Annotated in this window: 26 protein-coding genes and 4 pseudogenes; 22 read left to right on the forward strand and 8 right to left on the reverse strand. The window is 33.2% G+C overall.

Annotated features, from left to right (window positions below; all coding sequences use genetic code 11):
* Positions 1-260 precede the first annotated feature (260 nt).
* Positions 261-539 carry a hypothetical protein gene (locus Q3V31_RS26975; protein ID WP_002075825.1) on the reverse strand — a complete coding sequence of 93 codons (279 nt, stop codon included), beginning with the start codon at positions 537-539 and terminating at the stop codon, positions 261-263.
* Between the two features lie 257 nt (positions 540-796).
* Positions 797-1,324, reverse strand: coding sequence for a site-specific integrase (locus Q3V31_RS26985; protein WP_240514181.1), 528 nt, complete (start codon positions 1,322-1,324; stop codon positions 797-799).
* Between the two features lie 157 nt (positions 1,325-1,481).
* Between Q3V31_RS26985 and Q3V31_RS26990 the strand changes: the two genes are divergently transcribed.
* Entirely contained in the window at positions 1,482-1,661 is a 180-nt protein-coding gene (locus Q3V31_RS26990; protein ID WP_071734201.1) for a hypothetical protein, read from the forward strand.
* Here the strand turns inward: Q3V31_RS26990 and Q3V31_RS26995 are convergent.
* On the reverse strand, positions 1,644-2,252 hold the full coding sequence (locus Q3V31_RS26995) for a hypothetical protein (RefSeq protein ID WP_016129351.1): 609 nt from the start codon (positions 2,250-2,252) through the stop codon (positions 1,644-1,646). The genes Q3V31_RS26990 and Q3V31_RS26995 overlap by 18 nt on opposite strands.
* A 75-nt stretch (positions 2,253-2,327) precedes the next feature.
* Between Q3V31_RS26995 and Q3V31_RS31040 the strand changes: the two genes are divergently transcribed.
* The 6 genes and pseudogenes from Q3V31_RS31040 to Q3V31_RS27020 all read left to right on the forward strand — a co-directional run bounded on the left by Q3V31_RS31040 (position 2,328) and on the right by Q3V31_RS27020 (position 6,421).
* Positions 2,328-2,501, forward strand: a complete 174-nt coding sequence (locus Q3V31_RS31040) for a hypothetical protein (protein WP_000890607.1) — start codon at positions 2,328-2,330, stop codon at positions 2,499-2,501.
* A pseudogene (locus Q3V31_RS27000) lies at positions 2,446-2,592 on the forward strand (YqaJ viral recombinase family protein); the annotation flags it as partial. The gene Q3V31_RS31040 and the pseudogene Q3V31_RS27000, both read left to right, overlap by 56 nt.
* A gap of 135 nt (positions 2,593-2,727) precedes the next feature.
* Complete coding sequence (locus Q3V31_RS27005; RefSeq protein WP_016129352.1) at positions 2,728-2,979, forward strand: DUF3947 family protein; 252 nt, start codon at positions 2,728-2,730, stop codon at positions 2,977-2,979.
* 1,109 nt (positions 2,980-4,088) lie between these two features.
* Positions 4,089-4,370: pseudogene (locus Q3V31_RS27010) on the forward strand (ABC transporter permease); the annotation flags it as partial.
* 780 nt (positions 4,371-5,150) lie between these two features.
* Entirely contained in the window at positions 5,151-5,726 is a 576-nt protein-coding gene (locus tag Q3V31_RS27015) for a C1q-like domain-containing protein (RefSeq protein WP_001278079.1), read from the forward strand.
* Positions 5,727-5,863: 137 nt separating this feature from the next.
* A complete protein-coding gene (locus tag Q3V31_RS27020; protein WP_016129355.1) occupies positions 5,864-6,421 on the forward strand; it encodes a C1q-like domain-containing protein in 558 nt (185 codons plus the stop codon).
* A gap of 92 nt (positions 6,422-6,513) precedes the next feature.
* Here Q3V31_RS27020 and Q3V31_RS27025 read toward each other — a convergent pair whose 3' ends face one another.
* Positions 6,514-6,726 (reverse strand): hypothetical protein, encoded by a 213-nt coding sequence (locus Q3V31_RS27025; RefSeq protein ID WP_000194439.1) that lies wholly within the window; start codon positions 6,724-6,726, stop codon positions 6,514-6,516.
* Between the two features lie 255 nt (positions 6,727-6,981).
* On the opposite strand from Q3V31_RS27025, the gene Q3V31_RS27030 reads away from it, so the two are divergent.
* A complete protein-coding gene (locus Q3V31_RS27030; protein WP_000763127.1) occupies positions 6,982-7,485 on the forward strand; it encodes a MepB family protein in 504 nt (167 codons plus the stop codon).
* 357 nt (positions 7,486-7,842) lie between these two features.
* Here Q3V31_RS27030 and Q3V31_RS27035 read toward each other — a convergent pair whose 3' ends face one another.
* On the reverse strand, positions 7,843-8,037 hold the full coding sequence (locus Q3V31_RS27035) for a hypothetical protein (RefSeq protein WP_000723691.1): 195 nt from the start codon (positions 8,035-8,037) through the stop codon (positions 7,843-7,845).
* A 663-nt stretch (positions 8,038-8,700) separates the two neighbouring features.
* Here Q3V31_RS27035 and Q3V31_RS27040 point away from each other — a divergent pair.
* The 5 genes and pseudogenes from Q3V31_RS27040 to Q3V31_RS27060 all read left to right on the forward strand — a co-directional run bounded on the left by Q3V31_RS27040 (position 8,701) and on the right by Q3V31_RS27060 (position 12,666).
* A complete protein-coding gene (locus Q3V31_RS27040) occupies positions 8,701-9,696 on the forward strand; it encodes a glycoside hydrolase family 25 protein (RefSeq protein ID WP_016129357.1) in 996 nt (331 codons plus the stop codon).
* A gap of 145 nt (positions 9,697-9,841) precedes the next feature.
* Positions 9,842-10,693, forward strand: coding sequence for a peptidylprolyl isomerase PrsA (locus tag Q3V31_RS27045; protein ID WP_071734133.1), 852 nt, complete (start codon positions 9,842-9,844; stop codon positions 10,691-10,693).
* Positions 10,694-11,149: 456 nt separating this feature from the next.
* A complete protein-coding gene (locus Q3V31_RS27050; protein WP_000864199.1) occupies positions 11,150-11,371 on the forward strand; it encodes a hypothetical protein in 222 nt (73 codons plus the stop codon).
* 188 nt (positions 11,372-11,559) lie between these two features.
* Positions 11,560-11,965: pseudogene (locus tag Q3V31_RS27055) on the forward strand (hypothetical protein).
* A 365-nt stretch (positions 11,966-12,330) separates the two neighbouring features.
* Entirely contained in the window at positions 12,331-12,666 is a 336-nt protein-coding gene (locus tag Q3V31_RS27060) for a YolD-like family protein (protein ID WP_016129360.1), read from the forward strand.
* 318 nt (positions 12,667-12,984) lie between these two features.
* On the opposite strand, the gene gerPF is transcribed toward Q3V31_RS27060, so the two are convergent.
* Complete coding sequence (gene gerPF, locus Q3V31_RS27065) at positions 12,985-13,200, reverse strand: spore germination protein GerPF (RefSeq protein ID WP_001141569.1); 216 nt, start codon at positions 13,198-13,200, stop codon at positions 12,985-12,987.
* Between the two features lie 212 nt (positions 13,201-13,412).
* Here gerPF and Q3V31_RS27070 point away from each other — a divergent pair, with 212 nt between their 5' ends.
* The 4 genes from Q3V31_RS27070 to Q3V31_RS27085 all read left to right on the forward strand — a co-directional run bounded on the left by Q3V31_RS27070 (position 13,413) and on the right by Q3V31_RS27085 (position 16,197).
* A complete protein-coding gene (locus tag Q3V31_RS27070; RefSeq protein ID WP_000370914.1) occupies positions 13,413-13,760 on the forward strand; it encodes a hypothetical protein in 348 nt (115 codons plus the stop codon).
* A 315-nt stretch (positions 13,761-14,075) separates the two neighbouring features.
* Positions 14,076-14,783 carry an SDR family oxidoreductase gene (locus Q3V31_RS27075; protein WP_000440729.1) on the forward strand — a complete coding sequence of 236 codons (708 nt, stop codon included), beginning with the start codon at positions 14,076-14,078 and terminating at the stop codon, positions 14,781-14,783.
* Positions 14,784-15,037: 254 nt separating this feature from the next.
* Positions 15,038-15,691, forward strand: coding sequence for a DUF6944 family repetitive protein (locus tag Q3V31_RS27080; RefSeq protein ID WP_001053415.1), 654 nt, complete (start codon positions 15,038-15,040; stop codon positions 15,689-15,691).
* Between the two features lie 299 nt (positions 15,692-15,990).
* Positions 15,991-16,197 carry a YqaE/Pmp3 family membrane protein gene (locus Q3V31_RS27085; RefSeq protein WP_000990221.1) on the forward strand — a complete coding sequence of 69 codons (207 nt, stop codon included), beginning with the start codon at positions 15,991-15,993 and terminating at the stop codon, positions 16,195-16,197.
* Between the two features lie 77 nt (positions 16,198-16,274).
* Here the strand turns inward: Q3V31_RS27085 and Q3V31_RS27090 are convergent, their stop codons facing one another.
* Positions 16,275-16,481, reverse strand: coding sequence for a KTSC domain-containing protein (locus Q3V31_RS27090; RefSeq protein ID WP_000777813.1), 207 nt, complete (start codon positions 16,479-16,481; stop codon positions 16,275-16,277).
* A gap of 469 nt (positions 16,482-16,950) precedes the next feature.
* Here Q3V31_RS27090 and Q3V31_RS27095 point away from each other — a divergent pair, with 469 nt between their 5' ends.
* Complete coding sequence (locus Q3V31_RS27095) at positions 16,951-19,470, forward strand: PBP1A family penicillin-binding protein (RefSeq protein WP_001294012.1); 2,520 nt, start codon at positions 16,951-16,953, stop codon at positions 19,468-19,470.
* An 82-nt stretch (positions 19,471-19,552) separates the two neighbouring features.
* Here the strand turns inward: Q3V31_RS27095 and Q3V31_RS27100 are convergent, their stop codons facing one another.
* Positions 19,553-19,831, reverse strand: coding sequence for a hypothetical protein (locus Q3V31_RS27100; protein WP_000270172.1), 279 nt, complete (start codon positions 19,829-19,831; stop codon positions 19,553-19,555).
* Positions 19,832-20,066: 235 nt separating this feature from the next.
* On the opposite strand from Q3V31_RS27100, the gene Q3V31_RS27105 reads away from it, so the two are divergent.
* The 4 genes and pseudogenes from Q3V31_RS27105 (at position 20,067) to prpD (ending at position 24,703) form a co-directional block, all read left to right on the forward strand.
* Entirely contained in the window at positions 20,067-21,212 is a 1,146-nt protein-coding gene (locus tag Q3V31_RS27105; protein WP_000440687.1) for an MFS transporter, read from the forward strand.
* A 228-nt stretch (positions 21,213-21,440) separates the two neighbouring features.
* A pseudogene (locus tag Q3V31_RS27110) lies at positions 21,441-21,651 on the forward strand (HesB/YadR/YfhF family protein); the annotation flags it as partial.
* A 395-nt stretch (positions 21,652-22,046) separates the two neighbouring features.
* Positions 22,047-23,168 carry a citrate synthase gene (gene mmgD / locus Q3V31_RS27115; RefSeq protein WP_329767529.1) on the forward strand — a complete coding sequence of 374 codons (1,122 nt, stop codon included), beginning with the start codon at positions 22,047-22,049 and terminating at the stop codon, positions 23,166-23,168.
* Between the two features lie 98 nt (positions 23,169-23,266).
* Positions 23,267-24,703: a 2-methylcitrate dehydratase gene (gene prpD / locus Q3V31_RS27120; protein WP_000598135.1), complete on the forward strand. Its 1,437-nt coding sequence runs from the start codon at positions 23,267-23,269 to the stop codon at positions 24,701-24,703.
* Positions 24,704-24,706 lie beyond the last annotated feature (3 nt).

The following is a 24,706-nucleotide window of genomic DNA, read 5'->3' on the forward strand; positions in this document are numbered from 1 at the left end:
GTTATCTGAGCTATTTTCAGATAATACTGCATCTACTTTTTCATACATTTATGTTCCTCCTCTATTTGGTAAATCCACCTGGTAATGGTGCATTAATTTGACCTGTTGGATATCCACTAACTCATCAAACTTAAATTCGGTATTCAAACCAAATGCATCCGTACAATCCAAAGTGCTAAACATAATATGTAAATGCAAATGAAGCTTATGTCCATGTGAATTGAGGTAAAAAAAGTTCTCTCAACCGAGAAACTTTTTATTTATCTCCAACGCCATTCTATTTCATTTGAATCAAAATAGACAGCGGGTATTCCAATTCCCTCTAATTGATCATTTTTAGATACAAACCAATTGTTTTCATCCAATAGAATTGGACTTACATCATCTAAAGATGGATTATTTTCATCAACCATTTTGTTAAGGAAATCTTTGAAATCAGAAATATTATTAGTGAAGTTAATATCCCCATACATCCAAAAACCATCACCATGTGCATTTGAAATATCACCTAAATGTATGTCTTTAAAGTATAGTTTCATAGCGAATATCCCTCTCATTTCTTAATGTTAAAGTACTTACTAGGAATTTCCCCTCTTATAAGGTATTCAGTATCCCTTTTAGTCCAATTTAAAGCGAGATTTTTCCAATGATCTGTAGTTGCGGAATCTTGCTTTATTAAACGATCTATTTGCTTAGGGCTCAAAATAGCAACGTCTGTTACTTCTCCTTCTCTAATACCCTTTCTTAAAGCAGGTAAGTCAATATCAATAATATTTTTACCTAGAAACGAAAACTTCTAACAAAAGTATTTCTTTCCGAATAATTCGTTTGCAAATTGATCCACCGCAGTTTCCTGAAGTCCTGGTACAGCATGTGAATAGGTCTTCAGTGTGATACCTACTCTTTTATGTCCTAATCGTTCACTTACAATCTTTGGATGTATACTTTGTTTTAACATAATTGTTACACGAGTATGTCTCAGATCATGGAACCGAATATCAGGAATCTCACTTTGCTTTATAAGCTTTTTCCAGAGCTGTGTCAAACTTCTGAAATCACATGGGTTACCGTTATACGTTGGGCACACCAAATCGTAGTCATTATAACCTTCACCATATCTCTCTTTTTCCTCTGAGATTTTTTGAAGATGTTCCTGAAGTGCCATTAATGTAATGTCAGGTAAAACAAGCAATCTCTTTCCAGAAGATGTTTTTGGTTCATCGAATTCCTTTGTAATATGAGAGAGGGATCGATTAACAGATAACGTTCGTCTCTCAAAATCAATATCTTTCCATTGTAGACCTAAGATTTCACCTTTACGCATTCCACATGTAATAGCAAGAAGATAAGCGATATAATAACGTTTTTTTTTGCATGTTCTAAAAAACGAAGAACTTCTTCATCAATTAAAAATCAGGGGGGTAACGCTGATTTAGTGGAAAGAGCTCATTATATCACTCTTTCGGAGGAGGTGAGTTAGGATACGGAAATGGTTAAAGAAACTATTTCCGAAAAAACGCCCACCTTGCATTGTTTGTGAGAAACAAGAAGGTGAGCTTCACTTAAAAGAAACGAATTGGATTTTTGAAAATTGTGCCCAAATTACGCATGAACAAGGTATTGAAATAGATACCTATAGCCTTTTACACCTTATTCCATAAATAAGAAAGCTGGTGGGCTTCTGATTCAAGAGCTATTAAATGATCATTATTAATAGAGTTATTCGTATACATTCTGTTCTTTTGGATGTTAAGGACAGTATAATTCGCATCGTTATATTCATTTGAAAATGTTGATTCATTTAATAATGTTAGTGTTGAGTTGATGTTATATTTATCAATTCGCTCTTTTTTTCCTTTGAAAAACAGTTTAATAAGATGCGGCTCATCATTAATGAGCAAACCGAGTTCAGGTGATGAGCGGACGATTAAATTATCTGATAACCAATGTGATTTACCTGGATCAAACCAAGAGACTTCTTTGTTTTTAATAAATTTTTTGTACTGCTTTATAACATCAATGTAGTTTTGCTTTTTCTTCTGATCAACAGTTTGTACTAATGTTTCAAAACAGTCAAAAGGTAGTTCGTTTTTATGAAATTTAATAACAGTTTCTCGTAATTGTTTCCAGTAATCAAAAACCGGGTGATATTCAGGTTGAGATTTTAAATTCTTTACAAAATTTGTTTTAGCTGCACTACTTTTCAGTGTGAAGTCTAAAAATTGTGTAAGTCCCACTTTAATTTTCGCCATGTTACACCTCCTTTCCAAATGTTACTAATTCAATATTGGAAAGGGAAATCCTGCATTTTTAAGGAGGTGAACTAGATGCTAGAAAAACCGATGTCCATGCACAATGGCTATGGTAAAGCTGATCCACAGGAGCAAGAAGGTATCATGACAACGTCTATCGATGCCGAAAAGTTACAAGATGCCATAAGTCGATTCCAAGCGTACGGATTTAAAGGTACAACGCAGAAATGCAATCCTGCAGCATCCTGAATACCCGTGGATGCTTGCAAATGTAGACCGATTGATTGTCAGTGAAAAGGTTGGCCGTGAATGTAAAGTGGTGTCTGAATATTCCGGGAAAGTTCGGAGTCAAAAGAAGGAAGGTGAACAAAAACGCTATTTGAATAAAAGCTAGTGGACTAGTTTTTAACACTCACTGAAATTAATACTCATAATATACGTTGTAATAACTTATATGGAAGTGAGTTGAATAATAATGTTTTATTCATATTTTAATACCCGAGCTAGAATGCGTCCGTATGGTACGGCGGGTATTACGTATAGCGGAGCACAAACTACAATTCAAGCTGTTCAACAAGCGTTACAAGCACAGCAGCAAATGCAACAAATGCAGCAAGGCATACAACCGTATTATTCATCTATGGAGTATTATTACCCAATGCATCATATTACACCATACGGAATTTCTGTTTCAACAATTCCATATGGAACTGTATACAATTTATAAAAATATGCAGGGGAATAAATTTGAGTGTGTATATAAGGGCGCAAGTACAGAGCGCCCTTATAAGAAATGATTCGTGTCTGATGAAGTAATATTCAATTAAATGTGTAATTGAGATTAATATAAAAATTGCATTTTATAGAAAAAGGTGTGATAACTGTATATTGAAACACTAAGAAATAAATTGAAGCAAGATTGCAAAGGAAAAGCTGTGGTTCGTAATTCAGGATTGGGACACTACTATATTTATCTGACAAGCTTAGATAATATTTTTACAGCAAGAAGCAGTGACCTAGAAATGGATGAAGTTTGTGGGACGAAAGCTAAATACGATGGGTTTACAGAACATATTGATGGAAAGTTATATAACTACTGCATTCGTTGGTTGGGGGGCAAATCAAAAGAGCAACCAGCAAAAGCTAACTGCTCGTCTCCAAGGGGGAACCGGAGAAAATATAATGTTGTCTACAGTATTGACGGGAAATTTAGTTTTATTCAGTGAGGGCTTAATTTTTTTTATGTAATTTAGGGTTGGTTCCAGAAAAATGACATACCGCAAAAATATAAAATTATTAAAAGGACAATTACAATGAAAGCAATTAAAGAAACTTTCTTCCATAAATTTTTCATCAGTAGACCTCCTTTATGAAGAAAATTAACACTTTTTCAGAATCTGAACAAAATAATCCTTTTAGAAGTAAGTAGATCGAACAGAGGGGAACTGTATCGTATGAATCAATTGCCATTTTTTTGAGGACATCGATGAAAAGGAGATGCGAAGACTTGTGGTGAAGGAGCTGAAAAACCACAAAGCATTGTGCGTCCGGATGAAAAATCAAGAAGAGCAGGCCAAAACAGGTGGCGTTATCCTTTTTCCTAAATGAAAGGTGACGAAAAGAATTATGAGATGCGTTGTAAATAAATTGAACGAACGTTACAGAATGCGCTTTATAAAAATCAGCGGCAGATTATTAAGTTAAAGTATTTAGGGAATGAGAAAGTGAAAGACTCCTATGTTTATAACGAGTTGATGATGAGACGTGATAACTTTTATGAGAATAAGGCAGTAGTTATCCGTTGCTACTGTTTTAGAGCTTATATGAACGTGGTTTTATTCTGTAATTGGAAAGATTGCTTTTGCTCCTAATAACACAAACTTAAATTATAGGGCACGAGTGGAAATTCGTGTTAATGGAAATCCAGCAATTGCAATAGATAATGATTTTTTTGGTCCAATAAACTTTACTAATGCTGTAGCTGTTTCATCAATAATTCAATTAAATGCAGGAGATTTAGTCGAGGTATTCGCGCAAAGTAGTATAGCGGGCGTTATTAGCGCTTCAGAAGATGGTGCGCATTTTGAAGCAGCAAGATTCCGGTCTCCAAAAGTATAAGTGGTATAAAAACTTGTAAGTAAGTTAATATTAGCATATTCCAAAATTTATATTGGTTCTGTCTAAGAACGGGTAATTTATTTGTAGTGCATGAAGTGTTTTAACGATGTACTATTAAATATTGCCTTATGATTGTAAATGAAAAACAGTCGAAGAAGAGCAGCGTTGTATATAACAAACTGTATGATGTTCAGGTAAAGAAAGCCAATTAGTAAGGAACTTTTACCGATTTAGTTTTTGAAAAAAGGCCCTGTTGTCTCCAACAGGGCCTTTCCTAAAATGGCAAAGAGTAACTCTTACCTTACTCCTTGTCCATAGAATACACAAAAACCTTACGTTTGTACAGGTCGATAATTTACAATGATGATATTTGAATATAATGTTTAAGGGGAATTCCGAAAGATGGAATATAATTTATTATAGGGAGATTGTTGATTTTATAGGAAATTTAAGAGGATATTATCATCTTATTGACAATAAAGGGATATTGAAATAACAAAATATGAAATATTGCATATCGTACTGAATATTGTAATCTATTTAATAATAATAAAATTGTACGGAGGAGAAGGCTGGAAATCCGAGTTGATGAAACGGGATAATTGATATTAGTGATATAATCAAAATTTTTACATGAAAGCTTTGTTTTATACTTATACTTTCTCTTCAAGCTGTCTTATGGCAGCACGTTCTTATTTTTGTAATAGCAACAAACTAGTCTAAACCTTTCAAATCTAGCTTGCATAATATGTAGTAATAGAGTAGAAAGGAGCAATATATATGTCTTGTTATTATTACTGTAAGAATTGTGAGAGTTACAAAAAGAAAAATCATGATTGTTGTAAAAAAAGAAGTGACTATAATAATAAGTGCAGTAAAAAATATGATGATTGTTCTTGCAAACATAGGGAGAAAAACCTTGTAAGAGCATCCGCTTTTAGAGCGGTAAATACAGTTAATCAAAACCTTCCAGCCAATACTTTTGTCAAAGTATTATTTCAAAATGAACAATTTGATTTAGCGAATGAATATAACCCGGCAACATCAGAGTTTACTCCGAAGACTAGAGGCGTTTATTCCGTAATTGGAACGATTGGTTTCTTTCCAAACGATACAAATGTAAACTATAGAGCGCGTGTAGAAGTTCGAGTGAATGGAAATGCGGCAATTGCTATAGATAACGACTTTTTTGGTCCGATAAATTTTGGGAATGTCGTAAGTGTTTCAACAATACTTCAATTACATGCAGATGATATTGTTGAGATTTTTGCGCAAAGTAGTATAGATGGGGTTATTAGTAGTTCAGAAGATGGTTCTCATTTTGAGGCTGCTAGATTTCCATCTCCAATTGTATAAATATTAAAGAGGAAAAAAATTATTAACTCTGCTTTTCGGTGGAGTTTTTTTATTTTCATAATAGCAATAGCTTGTCCAAACTTTTTAAATTTATTTTGCATAGTATACAATAATAGATTTAGAAAGGGGATATAAATATGTCTTATTATTACTGTAAGCATTGCAATGGCTATAAAAAGACACAGCATACTTGTTGTAAGAAGAGTACAGATTATTACGATAAGTGTTGTGATAATGAGAAAGATAAACTTGTAAGGGCATCTGCTTTTAGAGCTGTTAGTACAGTAGATCAAAATGTCACTGCAAATACTTTTGTTAAAGTATTATTCCAAAATGAACAGTTTGATTTAGCGAATGAATATAATCCAGTAACATCAGATTTTATTCCGAAGACTAGAGGGGTTTATTCTATTATTGGTACAATCAGCTTTGCACCTAATGATAGTAATACGAATTATAGAGCGCGTGTAGAAATACGGGTAAATGATAATCCAGCTATAGCGATAGATAATGACTTTTTTGCTCCACCCAATTTTGTAAATGTCGTAGCTGTTTCAACAATACTTCAATTACATGCAGGAGATGTAGTTGAAATTTTTGCTGAGAGTGATGTAGATGGAATGATTATACAAAATGATCCAGGATTTATTAGTACGCATTTTGAAGCTGCAAGATTCCCATCTCCAATAAAATAAAAGGCATGTTTGTGATTTATGGACTATTTTTAAAAAAAAGGCTCTACCTTATGGTAGGGCCTTTTAGTTAAAGGTGTTAAATTGGTAATATATTAAAATAAGTTCATTAATACTTGATAAGCGACACCTAGAGTTAATACGATAGCTAATAGTTTTGCTACCCAACTCGGTGCATTTAAATTTAGTAAAAGGGAATGACATATACTAAATGTAATGCCGAGTGTTAAAAGAATTGCGATAAGATATAAAACTAATAGGAAGAAAGGGTGCTCTATGGAGCCAAAGTCAATTTTTGATTGAGTCATGTAAATATGTACCTCGTTTTTTTGTTGATATATTAATATAATAATGAATAATGAGAAAAAATGGAAGAGTTATGTAATAAATACTATAAAAGTAAACATGAAGTTATGGATGGAGTGGATAAAATAATCTTTGAAAAGACTATTCAAAGTCATCATTTGTTTAAGTATCTTTACAGTGTTTTTGATTAAATTTTAAGTTCAATATACAAGAACGAGTGTTCTTGATATACTGAAAAATAAAAAAGGTGCGTTTACATGGCTGATTTTAGTAATATAGTTGAAAAACTAGATAAAATGATTTATAAACCTAATAATCTATTCATTACTAACCAAAAAGAAGAAAAGCAAAACTCAGAATATGCAGGAGGGATATTCCAGCTAAATAATAGAAGTATACGATTTAGGGTATCAAAAATTACGCCTAATAAGATTGGACAATTTGTTTCTTTTTGGGAGAAGGATGTTTCCATGAGAAATCAGGCATTTTCTTATGATTCGGCTCCTAATCTTTTAGTTATTACTTGTATAGCGGATAATAAACTAGGACAATTTATTTTTCCAAAAGAGATTCTTCTAAAAGAAAAAATATTAAAAACTCAAAACCAAAAAGGGAAAATGGCTATGAGGGTTTACCCTATTTGGGATAAACCTGTTAGTAATCAGGCTAAGAAGAGTCAACAATGGCAACTTCAATATTTCGTCGATTTAAGTGATTCTAAAAATGCAGCTATACATAAATTGTTAAACTTATATTCATAGCGATTAATAAGAAGATGATTTTTTGAAATACTTAATGTTTGTATGGGGGATCTTCGGAAATATGAACAGGGTAATGGTAAGTAAAGAATAAAAAAAGAGTATACAAATAAAGTATACTCAAAAGAAAGATAGGTTTTATGAGTGGAGTAGCTCCATAAGATAATATATGCACATTTTATTAATATGTGTAAAATATCAACGAAATATCAATAGAATATCAATTAATGAGTTATTTTAGTTTTTTATTGAAGTTATGTTTTTGTGAAATGAAAAAAGAGCCGTTTCTTTAGAAAGATTCGGCTCTTTCTATTTTTTTATTATCGAACGGTTCGAAAGGAAAAATCACAAATTATATGATTAACCATTTGATAATGATCGGACTTCAGTTATATATTTCTTGAAGTCTGGATATTGAGATACAGTCTGGCAGTTAGGGATGAGTAGTTGATTAATTAAAGATACGTTTGTAATTACTTCGTTACAAGGACCGTAGAATGTAACTTTTAGCTTTGAATTCGGGGGAACTTTGAATACGATAGGGATTTTTTTCATTGAATCAACTCCTTCTATAATAGGGGTTATATTTTTATTACTTTTTAATTAGGAAGACATATTAATATAATATGTAATTTTATTGTATTTGATTATTATATATACGGTATTAGTAGATGGGGTGTTATTTCACTATGCTATTTGAAAGTAAGATGTGGAAATTTAAAATGCTGTTTCTAAATTGTTTAATAACTATGTAAAGGAAAGGACATTTTCAATAAATAGGAAAAGTTATTTCTAATACGTATCAAAATAGCGCTGTGAAAAAATATATACCATGCTAATACAAAGCTTAAAAAATATGAATACGAGGGAGTAAGCAATAATTAAATATTAATTGTAAAAAGGCAGCTTTTTTAGCTACCTTTTTACAGGGAGATTGAAAAATCTTGGAGGTCATTCATGAGTATAAGCAAAAATTGCTTATATATAGTATGCACATTATTTATAGTTTTATCCCATTATTTAGTATGAAGAAAACGCAAACCTCTCGTTAATAAATGCAAAAGAGAAGAATTTGTTTATTATGGATAAAAAGAAATTATATAGTATAAAAAATAATGAAAATATATTTATTTGTTTTATAGAAGCTTGTTATTAGGCATATGGGTCTAACAATAAAACAAGCCTTGAATAAGCTAATAAAAAAGGAGTTGATTAGTAATGGGTTATATTGTAGATATTTCGAAATGGAATGGAAATATCAATTGGGATATTGCAGCGTCTCAGCTAGATTTAGTTATTGCTAGAGTTCAAGATGGTTCGAATACGGTCGATTTTATGTATCAAGGTTATGTGAAAGAAATGAAGAAACGTAGTATCCCATTTGGGAATTATGCATTTTGTCGTTTTATATCTATTTCAGATGCAAAAAAAGAAGCGCAAGATTTTTGGAATCGTGGCGATAAAAATGCTAAATTTTGGGTAGCAGACGTAGAAGTTCAAACAATGGTAGATATGCAAGGCGGGACTCAAGCATTTATTGATGAATTACGCCGATTAGGTGCAAAAAAAATTGGTTTATATGTAGGACATCACACGTATGTATCATTTGGAGCACGCAATATTGATGCTGATTTTATATGGATTCCTCGTTATGGAGGGAATAAACCAGCATATCCTTGTGATATTTGGCAATATACTGATTCAGGAAATGTTCCTGGTATCGGAAAATGTGATTTGAATCAATTAATTGGGAATAAAAATCTTTCTTGGTTTATAGGTTCAAATCAAACAAATCAATCTAGTATTGGAGATAGTAAGCAACCAAATGGAATTGGTATTGCAGTTTCAAAATATGATGATGGATACGGTATTAATTTATATGAGAACCCTGCGAATCCACAGTTTACAGGAAGACTTACGAAAAAAATCCCATATATAATCTATAAAGGTTATTGGGGAGGTGGCGAAAAAGATATGATTTGTTTAGGTGGAGAACAACAGTGGGCTAAGTTAGAGCATTTTAATGTGCAATGGTACTATGCGTACTCAAAATACACACCTGGATATGAAATTAGAACGTACGATGGACCAAACGGGAATGATACAGGTGCGGTCGATGGGAAAATTCCTTATCGTATTTGGAATCGTCAGGATGGATATGTAGATCTAGGTGGAAACAAATGGATCAAAGAAGAACATGTTCAGATTAAATGATGTGAAAAAATCGGATTCATGCCAGCTTATAGTGTTTAATAAAGCTTGCCGCTGACATGAAGAGAAATACTTGCGGAAAACACATTAATTTCACAATAGCGCTGTATAGTTCCTAATATACAATTATCAAAGTGAGGTATTTGAATTGAAAAAGAATAAGTTATTTATGGGAACTATTATTACATGTGTGGCGCTAGCATTGTCTGCGTGTGGTTCCTCAGAAAATGTTGCAACATCAAAAGTAGGAAACGTGACAGAGAAAGAGTTAAGTAAAGAATTAAGGCAAACATATGGAAAAAGTACTTTATCTCAAATGATGTTAAATAAGGCATTGCTAGATAAATATGAAGTTTCAGATGAAGAAGCTAAAAAACAAGTAGACGCAGCAAAGGAACAAATGGGTGACAAGTTTGAAGTGGCTTTAGAGCAAGTAGGGTTAAAAAATGAGGATGAACTAAAAGAGAAAATGAAGCCAGAAATTGCACTTGAGAAAGCGATTAAAGCGACTGTCACAGATAAAGATGTGAAAGATAACCATAAACCTGAAATGAAGGTAAGTCACATTTTAGTGAAAGATGAAAAAACTGCGAAAGAAGTAAAAGAGAAAATAAATAATGGTGAAGATTTTACTACTTTAGCGAAACAATATTCGGAAGATACTGGTTCAAAGGAACAGGGCGGAGAAATTGCTGGTTTTGCTCCTGGTCAAACTGTGAAAGAGTTTGAGGAAGCTGCGTATAAATTAGATGCAGGACAAGTAAGTGAACCGATAAAAACATCTTATGGTTATCATATAATAAAAGTGACGGATAAAAAAGAATTGAAACCATTTGATGAAGTAAAAGATACGATTCGAAAAGATTTAGAACAACAAAGACTGCAAGATGCGACAGGTAAATGGAAACAACAAGTAATCAATGATCTATTGAAAGAAGCGGATATTAAAGTAACAGATAAAGAATTTAAAGATACATTTAAATTCTTAGATGAGAAATAAGGTTTAGAAGAAAAACAGAGATTTAGCATAATGCTATATTTCTGTTTTTTTATTTTCAATAGAAAAGGGAACTCATATAGAGTTCCCTTTTCGCGTTAGTGTGTGAGTTATAAATAAATAGTAAGACAACACAATATTACATTTAAATATTAAGAATTACAATGGGAAATTTTGGATGTAGATAAAAGGAATAAGCAATTTAATTCGCAAAATGTTGAAATGATAATGTTTTGTTAATTAATCTTGTTAAATATAAACTAAATATATTTTTTGTATTTTCTTAGAAAATGAATAGAAGACATAATTTAAAGAATGATACATACCCTATTATCGGAGAGTAAATTGACTTTATACGAAATGAAATGTAGAACTCTTTTTATTGCAAAAAGTGTTCTACATTATGATATGAATAATTTTAGATTTACTAAATTATTAAATTAACTTGGAGGAGAATATATGAAAGTTATTTTTAAAAGAGAAGGCGGAGGGAAAATTTTCGAATCAGCTAATGAAAATATAAGTATTCTACTAGATGTATTAAAAGAAACAAAAGGGATAAAGATTGGGATGATTGAGTATGAAGTATTAGAATTTAAACTGGAATATTATCGGAATCCGAAAAAAACAGAAACAGAGAGAGAATTACATATTATTATGAAACCTAAACTTAATCAATAGAGAAAATAAAGTAATGAAATGATTAGTTTTGATTTTGTTCGTCCTTACTGATTCATAATAAAAGTATATGCTTATGTCGTTGGATGGTTAATGAATAGTAAAACTAAAACTTCTTTTATCTATGCAGGAGATGAATGTATAAATGTATTTATAAAGTGCTTTGTTTAACAATATTGGAGGAGTTAAAAATAAGTTTAGCTAGTTATAGGCTGTAATGTAGAAGTGCCGTTAACCTCTGAAGATTCCAATGATTTAATCATAATTGGACCGTGCTTTTCAGATGAAGGTTTACTTGAAGTTGTAAAAGAGCATCAATTTCAAATAAATTATATTTACGAAGTATCATCAGGATGGGTAATTGAACTAGTTGAGTGGCAAAGCTTAAAAGAGAAGGAAGAAGCTCAAAATAAACTTTTAATTTTATGCTCAATTATGAAAGAGTATTTAAAAGAAGGGGAATACTTTGAATTATTTAGTTGTTGGGTTGGTGATGAAGATCAGAAAAAAGTTTGGGAATTAAACTTGAAAATAAATCATTTTGATGTAGCTGAAATTTGTATTCCAGAAAGAACGTTAGTTAGGATAGAAAAGTAGAAAAATAAAAGCGACTCCACATTGGGTGGAGTCGCTTTTATTGTTGCTACACGTATTCAATGATGCGATAGGAAGTGCAAAGAAAATTGATTAATAATAGGAAGTAATAAATGAGTATGGATAAACTTCATAGATTAAAGTTACATTTTGTTTGAAAAATTTACATGTTGCACTACCTAAAGAACGTTCGTTCGTGTATAATAAGAACAAACGTTCTTTAGGTAGTGGAGATTTCTACAAATTCATAAATAGTTTTGAATTGGAAAGCTACGCTATATATTAAATAAGAGATGGACAAAGTGTATTTAGAAGTGAAATTTCTATTTTGTGAATGGATAGATATAGAAAATTGAGGAGTAAAGAAAATGAATTATGTAAATATTCAAGAAAAAGGAAGAGAGTGGGTTCCGTTTACAGTAATGTCGGAACAATTATTGAGTATGAAAAAAATTATTGGAGAGAAATTAAAAGTCCAAAGACCGCTAATAACGAATGAAGCGAAAGAAAGTATTTCAGACAAGTTATTAACTTCATTATTGTCTGAAGAAGAGATGTTAGTGACATATTTTGAAGAAGGATACATACTTACAAGTTATATGACAGTGGTTCATATAAATCCTATTCAACAAATTGTAAAATGTACAGATGCATTTTATAAAACATATATATTTTCTACAATGGACATAATTGATGTAACCTAAAAGAAGCTGAATTTTGAAATTTAGCTTTTTTAATTTGTCTCGCTATTGGCGGGCAGTTAGATTCATACCCCAAAATTTGACTGTACGTCAGGCTGCCTGCAAAAGCCCAATTGTTATGGGTTAATAGTCAATGGATAATGGACAAACCCCTTACTATTTTGAAGCGGTGAAGAATGAAATGAAAAAGCAGCTAGATGCAAACTAGCTGCTTAGCCCCAGGGAAAGGGAGAAAAAGATTGGGTACTCAAAAAATCAACGATAGCTGTTTATCAGCCTGAGTATAGTATAGACAAATTTAAAAATATTATACAGATCTGGTTAGGCCGTACCAACTTGGTTTTGATCTGCTAAATCAGAATCAAATGTATTAGTCGCGCTAACCCCACTAAAAGTGTTCACAACGAAACCAACGTTAGATGCGCCAGAACCGTTATAAGCTTTTGTATTCTCTTTTGGAGAAACGTTATAGAAATCACCTAAGTTGAAAGACCCGTTACTATTTTGTACAACTAAATTCCCAACAACTGAGGGCATAATTTTCACCTACTTTATAAGTAATTGTTTGCACTACTATATGAAGGTATAGTCTAATTGGTTCGTTTGACAAATATTGTGGGATATGAAAACGTTTGAAGCTTTATTTAATTAATTGGGCAAAAAGTATGTTAGAATTAACGAAGAGTTGAATTTTAAAAAGTATAAATTTGAATAATCAATATATACGGAATTAAAGGAGGCAAAATGTAATGGATAATGTTATAAAAACAGTAGATTTAACAGATGCAGAATCAAGTAAACTTGTTGCTTTTATTTGTAGTAATGATGTTACATTGATCGAAAAAGCATTTTGTCCTAATGAAATAAAATTAAAGTTTAATGAAATAGCGATTTTATCGGCGATTAAAACAGCATATATTACGAAAGTATCTATAAGGAAAGAACTTGAAGCGATTTTTCACGATACAGGCGTTTTATTAGTGAAGCAAAATGTTGAAAGGAATAGTACTCAATCTATAACAATGCATTTTGAACAATTTAAAAAGTTGCAAAATGAGATTGAGACTTTAAATAAAAGCGTGTTTAAGTCTACGTGAAAATACTTGGATAAAGGTGGACCATGTTATGTTGAAAATGTGGATTGAAAAGTATTTGGATAAATCGAACCGTAAACATAAATATACTTTCATCATTGTGTAACCTAGATTTATTGATATGAGAAATGTAGGAAAGTGCAGATATAATTTAAAAATAATAAAGATACAAACAAAAAGAGTAACTATGATGGTTACTCTTTTTGTTTGTAATATGTATTATCAAAAATACTTCTAAAGTATGAGATGAATTGATACTTAAGTAAGAATTTGAATAAGAATAAAAAGAGTAACATTAATTGAAAGGAGGAGATGAAGTTGGAGCGAAACGACATTGGAAAACTTGTAATTATTACTGGAGTAACGCAAGGGCTAGGACGTGCATTGGTTGATAGGTTTCATGAATTGGGATGGAACATAGTAGGCTGTGGACGCTCAAAAAATAAAATTGAAGAGCTTAATAAATATTATGGTGCTTCACATGATTTTCAAATAATTGATGTTTCAAATCATCAACAAGTTAGTAAATGGGCAAGTAGTATTCTTAATAAGTATAGGGCTCCTGATATGTTAATAAATAATGCATCGATTGTTAATCAAAACGCACCGTTATGGAAAGTTCCCGCTCAAGAATTTGAAAGTGTAATGAGTGTAAATGTGAACGGGGTAGTAAATGTCATTAGGGCGTTCGTCCCGGCGATGATAGCTAGAAAAAAAGGGATTATTATTAATATGAGCTCTAGTTGGGGAAGAGAAGGTGAGGCTGAACTTGCGCCATATTGTGCTTCGAAGTTTGCTATTGAAGGTATCACGCAGTCCATGGCAATGGAACTACCAAATGGCATGGCTGTAGTTGCCTTAGATCCAGGTGGCAGTATTAGCACTCCAATGCTTCACTTATGTGCACCTCAATATGTAAAAGAATCTCCTACACCTGAAATGTGGTCACATAAAGCAATTCATTATATATTAAATATATCAATAGATAAAAACGGTGACTCATTGACATGTCCGGTATGCATTTAATGTTTAGATAGGTATTAAATGTGATATGCACATTTTTGAAGGACAAGTATATATTGAAGTATGTAGAAAGCATTTGCAAATTAGACATTTATCGAGAAAGCCCTTGTCAAAAAAGAGCACCTGAAAGGTGCTCTTTTGTATTATTAGTACATTATGTGATGCACAAAATTACATATGAAAAATAAAATAATGAATTAAAGGTGATATTTGTTTGTTTCGAATGTACTAGAAAATTTAAATATAGGTGATGGGAAATGAACCTACGCGATTTAGAATTGACAGGGGCTTGGTTTCAAGTAGGAGGAAATCTTATAGCAGCAATTGGAACAACTAGAGGGTTTGCAGGGGAAGAAAAGATTGAGTCGGATCTTGTTATTGTAGGGAGTTCATTACAAGCTCTCGGATATATATTACAAATTATAGCAACTAATGATGCGAAAGATGAAGATGAGAAGCAAGAGGTAACTATAGATAACAAAAATAAGGCGCTAGCAAAAACGGGGATTGAGTTATTAGCTTTAGGTAATATTTCTAATGTAATAGGAACGTATTTTAATCTCAATGAACAAATGAAAGAAAATGATTTCCTTATAATTACTGGAAATAGTTTGCAATCAATTGGCGCTTTTTTAGGAGTAGAAGTAGCATTGAATGAGATAAATGGAATACAGTGGATTATCGTATTAGGGAATTCAATGCAAAGTCTAGGTGCGGGATTACAAGCATATCAAGGTATTCAAAATGTATCAAAAGAAGAAAAGGGAAACGAAGACAGTAATATAGATAAAGAAGATCAACGTATAATAGGGCTAATAGGTATTTGGATACAGGCAATAGGTACTGTAATTTCAGCAATTGGATTAACCGAAATAGTAGAGGAACAACGATTGGAATCTAAGAAAAGGTGATGAAATACTCATTTCAATGAAGTTTGGAGTATTTCAATTTTAGAAGTAGGACAAGATGGATGTGTTAATTGTTTTGTAGGCTTTTTCATATAGGTGTAGAATATACATATAAATGAACAAGTGAAAATAACTTGATAACGTTAGTGAGACGCTCCTCATTTAGTTGTACTATTATATGTGATTTTTGTAATGATGAGTTCTTATATATGCTTTTAGAAATAACATAATTTCATAGGTTTGTTAGTATAGGAGATGGATGGGTGAGAATTGAAAAATAAACATTAAGGAGTTTTTTAGACATGATGTACTTATTAGCAATTTTACTTCCGCCGGTAGCTGTTTTATTTTGCGGAAAGCCGTTTCAAGCGATTATTAATTTCATTTTAACTTTAATTTTTTGGGTTCCAGGAGCGATACACGCAGTTCTTGTCGTACATGATAAAAAAGCCGACAGGCGACTTAAAAGACAAATTCAAGCGTACGATGAAATTAATAAAAGAAGATAGAAGGTGAATTGCAAGTGAAAACATACAAAAAAGAAAGGGAATTTGATTCGCCTTTCTTTTTTGTATGCCAATCAAGTTTAAATTTTAGTATAGCGGTAAGAATTTTTAATATAGGTATTATGATAATAACTTTTAGAGTGTGCGTTTAATAAACCGGTGTAAATACTTTCTGGTACGTTAAAGAAATCATACATACCATTCTTCAGTTGAATACGTAAAATCATCGAAAAAGGATTATAGCCAACAGCAACTATATTTTTTGAGATAACGGGAGAGAGCTTCATCAATACGCAACTCCTTACTTTTCATTTTAGGTGGTTTCTTCTTGATAAGGGGATTGTCGTGTTGAAATCCTAATAATTAAAGAGGTATTATATTTATATGCAATATATCAAATGTTCTTTATACGTAATTATAAGGAAGTTCACACGAAGTACATATCGTTGTGCTATTTTTATTTCACCTTTGATTTATAAATAAGAAAATATTGACCATTTGAAAAAAAGGTATATTATTTATACGAGGTATTAAAAATTCACTTCTTACATTCTATGCTTTAAGGGGCAGCATTATTAGAAAAAATAGAAGTGAAAATAGTTTGTATAAGAAGTATTCTAAAATTTATAATCTGTGAATTGGGAAAATATTGAATGCTCCAGGTCAATATACTTTCTTAATTAAATTCAGTTTAGAAAGTGACCTCAATATTTTTAAGTAAATCAACGGGAGAATTGAAAGGCAGGAGAAAGTAACATGTCAGAAAATTATCGTTCTCGAGAGGAGCGACGACAAGTTCAAAAGAAAAAACAGCCAGCTTCTAAAACACAAAAACCAAAAGGTAAAACATCATTCTTTCGTAAGTTTTTAATTAGTTGTTTATTACTTGGTATTGTTGGTTTAGTGGCGGGGGTTGCTACCTTTTTCGTTATGATAAAGGATGCGCCAAAACTTGAGAAAGCAAAACTTGTTAATCCGTTATCCTCAAAAATTTATGATAAAGACGGGAATTTGGTATATGAATATGGGAAAGAAAAGCGGACGAATGTAACGTATGATCAAATTCCTAAATTAGTAGAAAATGCATTTTTAGCGACAGAAGATGCACGTTTTTATGAGCATAGTGGAGTAGACTTTAAAGGTACTGCACGTGCGGTTTTAGTCAGTCTTAAAGGAGATTATGGCTCTCAAGGTGGAAGTACGATAACGCAGCAAGTTATTAAAAACTACTTCTTATCGATGGAAAAAACGTCAAAACGTAAAGTTCAGGAAATATATTTAGCGTATAAGCTAGAACAACAGTATTCAAAACATGAAATTTTAGAGATGTATTTAAATAAAATTAATTTAGGTAACCGTTCATATGGAATCGCAACAGCGGCACAAAACTACTACGGTAAAGAATTAAAAGATTTAACATTACCAGAAGTTGCGATGCTAGCTGGCTTACCAAAAGCACCGAATAACTATGACCCAACGAAAAAAGAAAATGTTCAAAGGGCAACAGAAAGAAGAAATACTGTACTAGGATTAATGAATCGACATGGGTATATAACAAAACAAGAAATGGAAGAAGCATCGAAAGTTGACGTAGAAAAGGGACTTAAGACTGCAACTGAACTACAAGCAATGCCATATCCAGCATTTATGGATGCGGTTGTGAAAGAAGTAGAAAAAGAACTACCAGATGCTAATATTGGTTCTGACGGTTTAGAGATTTATACAACATTGGATCCAAAAGCACAGAAATTAGCTGATAATATTTTAAATACAAATATTATTGATTACCCAAATGATAAATTCCAAGGTGCTTTCACATTTATGGATACAAAGACAGGAGAAGTTCGCGCTATAGGTAGTGGGCGTGGTGAAAATAAAGCAGTATTTAAAGGGCATAATATGGCGATTGAATTAGATCGTGCAGCTGGTTCGACAATGAAGCCAATCTTTGATTACGGCCCTGCTATTGAATACTTAAAATGGGCTACGTATCATCAAATTGATGATTCTCCATTTAAATATTCAACTGGACAAGAACTTCGAAATGCGGACAGAAGTCATTTAGGCCCAATTACTATGCGTGAAGCATTAAAAATGTCACGTAACGTTCCAGCGGTTAAAACTGCAAAAGAAGTAGGACTTAATAAATCAAAGGAATTCTCTGAGAAATTAGGTATTACATTTAATAAAGCGCCAGCAGAATCTACAGCTATTGGTACAAACGAAGTATCACCAACTGAAATGGCGGGTGCTTATGCGGCATTTGGTAATGATGGTAAGTATACGAAGCCGCACTTTGTTAAGAAAGTAGTTTATCCAGACGGCAAGTCGCAAAGTTTTGGACAAAAACCAAAACAAGTTATGGCTGATTCTACAGCATATATGATTACTGATATGCTTCGTTCAGTAGTGACATCTGGTACTGGTACAGCAGCAAATGTGGGCTCTTTAGATGTAGCTGGTAAAACAGGTACAACAAACTATGATTCAAAACAAATAGCGAAATATAAAATTCCAGAAAGTGCAACTCGTGATAGTTGGTTTGCAGGATATACGCCGCAATATACGATGGCAGTATGGACTGGATATATGAAAGATGGTAAAGACGAGTATATTAGTAGTAAAAATACGAAAATTGCACAGTTGATCTTTAAAGAAATGATGAGCGAGATGGCTACAGATAAATCACGCTTTAAAATGCCAAGTAGTGTTATTCAAGAAGGTAGTGAGTTACGTATAAAAGGTGAAAAACGTGATTCATCTCCAAATACGAGCGTACCGGATACAACTGAGCAACCAAAGCAAGACCAACAGCAAAAAACTGAAGAAGAGAAGAAGCAAGAAGAATTAAAGAAACAGGAAGAACTTAAGAAACAAGAAGAGCAAAAGAAACAAGATGAACTTAAGAAGCAAGAAGAGCAAAAGAAACAAGAAGAGCAAAAGAAACAAGATGAACAGAATAAGCAAAATGAACAAAACAATGGAAATGGTCAAGGAAATACAACTCCACCGAACAATGGTGGAGGCCAAGGAACTCCAAATCCACCAACCACTGGTGGAGGCCAAGGAACTCCAAATCCACCAACCACTGGTGGAGGCCAAGGAACTCCAAATCCACCAACCACTGGGGGTGGGCAAGAAACTCCAAATCCACCAACCACTGGAGGTGGCCAAGGAACTCCAAATCCACCAACCACTGGGGGTGGGCAGGAAACTCCAACCCCACCAACTACTGGTGGGAACACAGGAGAGGCTCCTTCCAATAATGGACAATAAATAATTCATTTTAAAAGCACCAAAGGTACCGGGAAAAACGGTTTCTTTGGTGCTTTTTGTATTATAAAGAGTAATATTATTTTTAAATGTTAAAAGTACCATAGAAATTTTGAAAGTAAATTGATGGGAAATGATAAAAAATTTGAGTCGGAGGTATTGGATAACTAGGGCTATAAAAAGTAGTACTACTAGGGTGTGTACCATGATGCCAAAATGAAGGGGTGACTTGGTCAGTCGATTGATATTGTTGCCAAGCGGCAGGAAGCTCGATACCAACATCGGAACTAGCTGTATGAACGACAGGAACATGTATTGAGGGAGCTGATGGTACAACGGCGGTTATTCTTGGTGATACCCACATGAAAACGATCACTCCTAAGTTTAATAATAAAATAGTATATTCTTTTAGAACATATAAAGGTACATATATAGGTTTTTTGCTTAAAACATAGGTATAAAGTCGTAAGACCAACTTAAATTGACGGTAGACCATTTATTATGAAAAGATACGTCTATTAGCGGAGGGCAAGGGAACATGAAAAATATACAATTGATGTGTTGATTGCAATATTTTACGTGTTTATGGAGGGATTTTAATGGAACGATTATGGACGAAATCATTTATACAAATGACTATCGCGATGTTATTTTTATTTACGGGGTTTTATTTACTTGTTCCAACGCTCCCGCTCTTTATTAAAGAGATTGGTGGAAATGAATCGCAAGTTGGACTGATGATGGGAATGTTTACAATAGCAGCAGTTGTAATACGGCCGATTATTGGAGGTATGTTAGATCAATATGGTAGAAGATCTTTTATTATTTTCGGACTCATATTTTTTGGGATAACGATGTATTCGTATAATTTAGCATCGACTATTGTCCTTTTAGCTGTTTTACGCGTTATTCACGGAGTGACGTGGGCTGTTTCTACAACAGCGGTTGGAACAGCGATAACTGATATTATTCCAGATTCACGTCGTGGTGAAGGAATGGGCTGGTATGGCATGGCGATGACGATCGCGATGGCAATTGGCCCGATGATTGGATTATGGGTTGTACAAAATTATTCATTTCATGGTCTATTCTTGTTAGCAACTCTTTTATCCTTTATGGCAGTCGTATTATCGTTAATAACGAAGATGCCATTCACGCCACAAAAAGAAAAAGGGAAAATTCAGCTGTTTGAAAAATCCGTTTTATCAATAACGATTGTTGTTTTCTTTTTATCATTTGCATATGGAGGAATAACAACATTTTTACCGTTATTCGCGTCATCAATTGATGTGAATCCTGGGACATTCTTTCTTGTATATGCAATTGCTTTAACAATTGTAAGACCTATTTCAGGAAAACTATTAGATAAATATGGAGAAGTTTTTATCATACTTCCGGCACTATGTATTACTATTTTAGCGATAGTTGTACTAACGATTTCAAATGGTTTGACAGGTGTAATGATTGCAGCGGCATTATATGGTGTTGGATTCGGTTCAGCACAGCCTGCTTTGCAAGCAGCGATGCTGACAATTGTTGATCCTAGTAAAAGAGGAGTTGCTAACGCTTCATTCTTTACCGCTTTTGATTTAGGGATTGGATTAGGTGCGATTTTACTTGGAGTTGTTTCACAAATGTTTGGTTACCGTATTTTATTCGCAGGTAGTGCAATTTCAGGGTTAATAGCTTTAATTATATTTGTCATTTTTGTAAAACAACGATTAGGCAAAAAAGATTTTGCGTAAATAGGAAGAGCGAAGGTGAAAATTTCAATTGAACACGATGCTCGACGATGCTTTAAGGAAGAATTGCGTATAAAGTATGATGAATCAATTTGATTTATCCCGCTACTTGCGGGCAGTAAGACTCTCACCTCAAAATTCGGTGGAAGCCCTGCTGCCCGTAAACGTCCGATTGATGAAGGCTAATAAGCAGTAGGGGATGAACAAAAAACCCACTGATTAAAGTTTCACTTTATTGTAATGTGCGGAGGAAATAGTACAATTTATCTAGGATATTCTTAGGAATTGTTTCTGAGAAACTAGTTCGGGAAATAGTGTCAGTTGAGAAAGGTGATAGTTTATTTTTATAGATTTTGATGATCTTTCGTACTTTCAAAACTATGATTTAGTTGTCAGCTATCGTAAAAAAACGGAAGAAATTCAATTTAATTATGTAAAATAATAACTTTATTAAAAATAAATAAATTTTATATAAGAATTATATTTATAGGAATGTGAAATAAATATTATCAAAAACGAGCTGTGCATGAGTACAGCTCGTTTTTTTATATTTGTTAAAGAAAAAGAGGTTAAAGGTATATTTAGTGGGATTATATGGATGATCGTTATATTTCGTTTTAAAAAATCGTAAAAAGATAGCAGTAATTTTTTGTAAAATATGAAAATTATTTTCGAAAAATTGTATTGTTACATCGGTAAAAGTATAGAAAACTTATCATTATAAAATAAATTGAAATCTTCTAAAAACTCTGATACATTGAAATAGAAATGTAGTTTCACAGTATTGTAAAGGCTTACAGTTATGTGCACGAAGATCTATTAGGATTGGAGGAAATAATGATGAAAGCTGAAGAAAAATTTTCCCCGGGATTAGATGGTATAGTGGCAGCGGAGACGAAGATCTCGTTTCTTGACACAGTGAAAGGTGAAATTGTAATTCAAGGGTATGATTTAATCGAACTCTCAAAAACAAAAGAGTATTTAGACATTGTGCACCTTTTATTGGAAGAACATCTACCGAATGAAGATGAAAAAGCAACAATTGAAAAGAAATTAAAAGAAGAATATGCAGTGCCAGAAGGTGTATTCAACGTGCTAAAGGCATTGCCTAAGGAAACGCATCCTATGGATGGGTTACGTACAGGTGTGTCTGCATTAGCTGGTTACGATAGTGATATCGAAAACCGCTCGTTAGAAGTGAATAAAAGTCGAGGGTACAAGCTTTTAAGTAAAGTGCCAAATATTGTAGCGAATAGCTATCATATTTTAAATAATGAGGAGCCAATTGAGCCTCTTCGGGAATTGTCATATAGTGCGAATTTCTTCTATATGTTAACTGGTAAAAAACCAACTGAACTTGAGGAAAAGATCTTTGATCGTTCCCTTGTTTTATATAGTGAACATGAAATGCCAAACTCTACATTTACAGCTCGCGTAATTGCATCAACACAATCGGATTTATACGGTGCTTTAACAGGTGCAGTTGCATCTTTAAAAGGAAGCTTACATGGCGGTGCAAATGAAGCGGTTATGTACATGCTTTTAGAAGCTGGAAATGTTGAGAAGTTTGAAGAGTTGTTACAGAAGAAACTTTATAACAAGGAAAAAATAATGGGCTTTGGACACCGTGTGTATATGAAGAAGATGGATCCAAGAGCACTGATGATGAAGGAAGCTTTAAAACAGCTTTGTGATGTAAAAGGTGATTATACACTATATGAAATGTGTGAAGCCGGAGAGAAAATCATGGAGAAGGAAAAAGGAATTTATCCGAATCTTGATTATTACGCAGCTCCAGTATATTGGATGCTTGGTATTCCAATTCAACTTTACACACCAATCTTCTTTAGCTCTAGAACAGTAGGACTATGTGCGCACGTTATTGAGCAACATGCGAACAATCGTTTGTTCCGTCCACGTGTAAATTATATAGGCGAGCGACATGCATTTAGTAAATAAAAACAACTGGGGAGTTGTTAGCGCCGCCCGCCAGATGGGTGTTTGACCGACACCCATCATTAATAATAACGAATTTTCGACAGAAAGGGAAGATTAGCATGATTAAAACAAATGAAATCAAACAAAAAGATGCATTATTAGAAGAAATTACGGACTATGTATTAAATAAAGAGGTTACAAGTGCCGAAGCATTCAGTACGGCTCGCTACGTATTACTTGATACACTTGGATGTGGAATTTTAGCACTACAATATCCAGAGTGTACGAAATTACTAGGACCAGTTGTACCAGGAACAATCGTACCAAATGGTACACGTGTACCAGGAACATCTTATGTGCTAGATCCAGTAAAAGGTGCATTTAATATCGGATGTATGATCCGTTGGTTAGACTATAACGATACTTGGCTTGCAGCAGAATGGGGACATCCATCTGATAACTTAGGCGGAATTTTAGCAGTAGCAGATTATATTAGTCGCGTTCGTATTTCAGAAGGAAAAGAACCATTAAAAGTACGTGAAGTACTAGAAATGATGATTAAAGCACATGAAATTCAGGGTGTACTTGCTTTAGAAAACAGCTTAAACCGTGTTGGTCTTGACCATGTATTATATGTAAAAGTAGCAACAACTGCTGTAGTTGCGAAAATGCTTGGCGGAACACGTGAAGAAATCTTTAATGCATTATCACATGCATGGATTGATAATTCTAGTCTTCGTACATATCGTCATGCTCCAAATACTGGCTCACGTAAATCATGGGCAGCAGGTGATGCAACGAGCCGTGGTGTTCATCTTGCAATGACTGCTCTAAAAGGTGAAATGGGTTATCCAACAGCATTATCTGCGCCAGGATGGGGATTCCAAGATGTATTATTTAACAAACAAGAATTAAAATTAGCTAGACCACTAGAGTCTTATGTAATGGAAAATGTATTATTTAAAGTATCATATCCAGCAGAATTCCATGCACAAACAGCGGCAGAATGTGCAGTGAAATTACATCCGGAAATTAAAGAAAGATTAGATGAAATTGATCGTATTACAATTACAACTCATGAGTCAGCAATTCGTATTATCGATAAAGAAGGTCCATTAAATAACCCAGCTGATCGTGATCATTGTTTACAATATATTACGGCAATTGGTTTATTAAAAGGAGATATCGTTGCGGACGATTATGAAGATGTAGTAGCAAATGATCCACGTGTAGATGAATTACGTAATAAGATGGTTGTTGTTGAAAACAAACAGTACAGTTTAGATTACCTTGACCCGAACAAGCGCTCAATCGCCAACGCTGTTCAAGTTCATTTTAAAGATGGTACTGTAACAGAAAACGTGGAATGTGAATACCCACTTGGTCACCGTTTCCGTAGAGACGAAGCGATTCCAAAAGTTGTTCAAAAATTCACTGCAAATATGGCAGGTCATTATTCTAGTAAGCAACAAGAACAAATTCATGAAGTTTGTTTAAATGAAGAAAAACTAGAAAATATGAATGTAAACGAATTTGTAGATCTATTCTTAATTTAATAA

It is taken from the genome of Bacillus nitratireducens, from assembly GCF_036320425.1.
Taxonomy (GTDB): Bacteria; Bacillota; Bacilli; order Bacillales; family Bacillaceae_G; genus Bacillus_A; species Bacillus_A nitratireducens.